This window comes from Nonomuraea sp. NPDC049625, from assembly GCF_040675285.1.
GTDB lineage: Bacteria > Actinomycetota > Actinomycetes > Streptosporangiales > Streptosporangiaceae > Nonomuraea > Nonomuraea angiospora_A.
Window position 1 is genome coordinate 359,628 of record NZ_JBFAOQ010000016.1, and the last position, 1,879, is coordinate 361,506.

At 63.1% G+C, this 1,879-nt stretch carries 3 protein-coding genes; 2 read left to right on the plus strand and 1 reads right to left on the minus strand.

Features of this window, described 5'->3' with window-relative positions:
- Both AB0J87_RS49585 and AB0J87_RS49590 read left to right on the plus strand, forming a co-directional pair.
- On the plus strand, window positions 1-394 hold a 394-nt coding region (locus AB0J87_RS49585; protein ID WP_363979267.1), incomplete at its 5' end, for a hypothetical protein.
- Between the two features lie 449 nt (window positions 395-843).
- Complete coding sequence (locus AB0J87_RS49590; protein WP_363979270.1) at window positions 844-1,452, plus strand: hypothetical protein; 609 nt, start codon at window positions 844-846, stop codon at window positions 1,450-1,452.
- Between the two features lie 5 nt (window positions 1,453-1,457).
- Here the strand turns inward: AB0J87_RS49590 and AB0J87_RS49595 are convergent, their stop codons facing one another.
- Window positions 1,458-1,862, minus strand: a complete 405-nt coding sequence (locus AB0J87_RS49595; RefSeq protein WP_363979291.1) for a tyrosine-type recombinase/integrase — start codon at window positions 1,860-1,862, stop codon at window positions 1,458-1,460.
- Between the last annotated feature and the right edge of the window lie 17 nt (window positions 1,863-1,879).

Consider the following 1,879-nt stretch of genomic DNA (forward strand, 5'->3'; position numbering starts at 1 on the left):
ATGGGTGCAGGGGAGAAGCGCCGACGACGGAAAGATCACCTTCCCCAAGGACGGGCTCGATGTCCGCAACGGAAGCGGAGCTTGGGGAACCGTGCACGCCGACAAGGCTGACCTCAACGGCATCAACACCGAATGGGTGCAAGGACGAAGCGCCGACGACGGATGGATCACCTTCCCCGTGGAGGGGCTCAAAGTCCACCGGAAGGACAACAGCCACCTGACTCATCTGGACGTCGGTTATGCGACCCACGACATCGTGAAAACCAGAGTCGTGCGGGGACTGACTGACGGTGAAGGCTGGATCAGCTTCCGCAAGGAGGGGCTGAACATTCGCCGGGGGCAGGGCACGGAACGGGGAACTCTGTTCGCCGCCAAGACCGAACTGAAGGAATGAGTACAAACGGCGTCCAGTGCCCTGCCGAATGGATCTCATGGGGATCAAGGGGCGGCGGCGCTGGGCGCCGTCACCCAGCCGTGCGCCTGCCGCTCACCAGGCATGCGGCCTGAGAGCGATCCGGTCGGCAAAGCCGCGCTGAGCCGCATCTTTGTGCCTGGCGCTCGAAGGTCTTGCCGACCCGACCGGGTGACGAACCGGGGGTGACAACGAGGACGTTCGATCATGGACGTCCACGGACTCTGACGGACCACAAAAGGCAGGTCACCTCCTCGGCGGGGGAGGATGAGCAAGTCCTTGATTTTGCTCGTAATGAAGGGGTCTGGGGTTCGAATCCGCCAAGGCGGCTCCAGGTCAGAGGCCCTTCCAGATGATCCGGGAGGGCCTTTTGCTAACACTTCTGCTAACGGGCGCTCGCCCAGATGATCGTTGTGATGCAGCATGGGGCTGTGGACGTCTTACTCTCGCAACTCCCCGCCCTACTGGGAGTGATCGTCGGTGCAGTGGGCTCCTATATGGCTACCTACCTGGTAGAGCGTGTCCGTTGGAACCGGCAACAGACGACTCGGTGGGATGAGGAACGCCGAAAGGCTTACGCGGAGTACGCGCACTCCGTCAAGGCGGTGATTCAGATGTCGGCCGAGATAGCCGCAGCGCGAGGTGTCAACACTCGGTTCAGGATCGTGAACAAGGTCGATGTTGAGGAGAGTCTCAAGGAGCTCGCCCGCGTCGCATTTGAGCGCTCGGCCAAATGGGAATCGGTCCTGCTGCTTGGCGATGACAAGACAATCGAGGCGGGACGCGCATGGCACTCTCTTGCGCTTCGAATGGAAGAGTTCGCTCACGGTAGCCGGAACGACCCCGAGGAGTGGGCGTCGGTCTACGCGGATGCCGGGGCGGCGCGAGACTATTTCTACGAGCAGGCCCGACGTGACCTGAGGATCCACGTCGGCACCAACGTCTCACCTCGTGGTCTTTGGAGACGGCGGCCCGCGTCGGCGGCAGGGGAAATGTTGCAGGCCCCTGCGTCGGAGCACAAGGGCCTGAGCGCTGGTTGAGTTGGTTATGGTCCGCTCTCCAGAGCGTGGGCGAAGATGTCAGCGGCGGCCGTCTCAGCCGAGCGGATCACATGGGCGTAGACGCGGAGGGTGATCGCGGGGTCGGCGTGGCCGAGGCGGGCCGCGACGACGTGTACGGGGACGCCGGCCAGGAGCAGCAGGGTCGCATGCACGTGGCGTAGATCGTGTAGGCGGATCATCGGTAGTGGGTCGGTGACGGTCTTGTTGTGAACCACGCCTTTCTGAGCGCGCTGCGCGCGGAAGGCAGGCCGTAACACCCTAGGGGCCCCGGTGTTGCAGCAGGTTTTGGCGCTGGCGGGCCGCTCGGAAGGGACGGGAGCAATGCTTGAGATCTGTGGATCACTGGGAAGGGGTGTACCGTCCCGGTGATCATGTGAATCCACAAGCATGACCGACGCGCCAACGT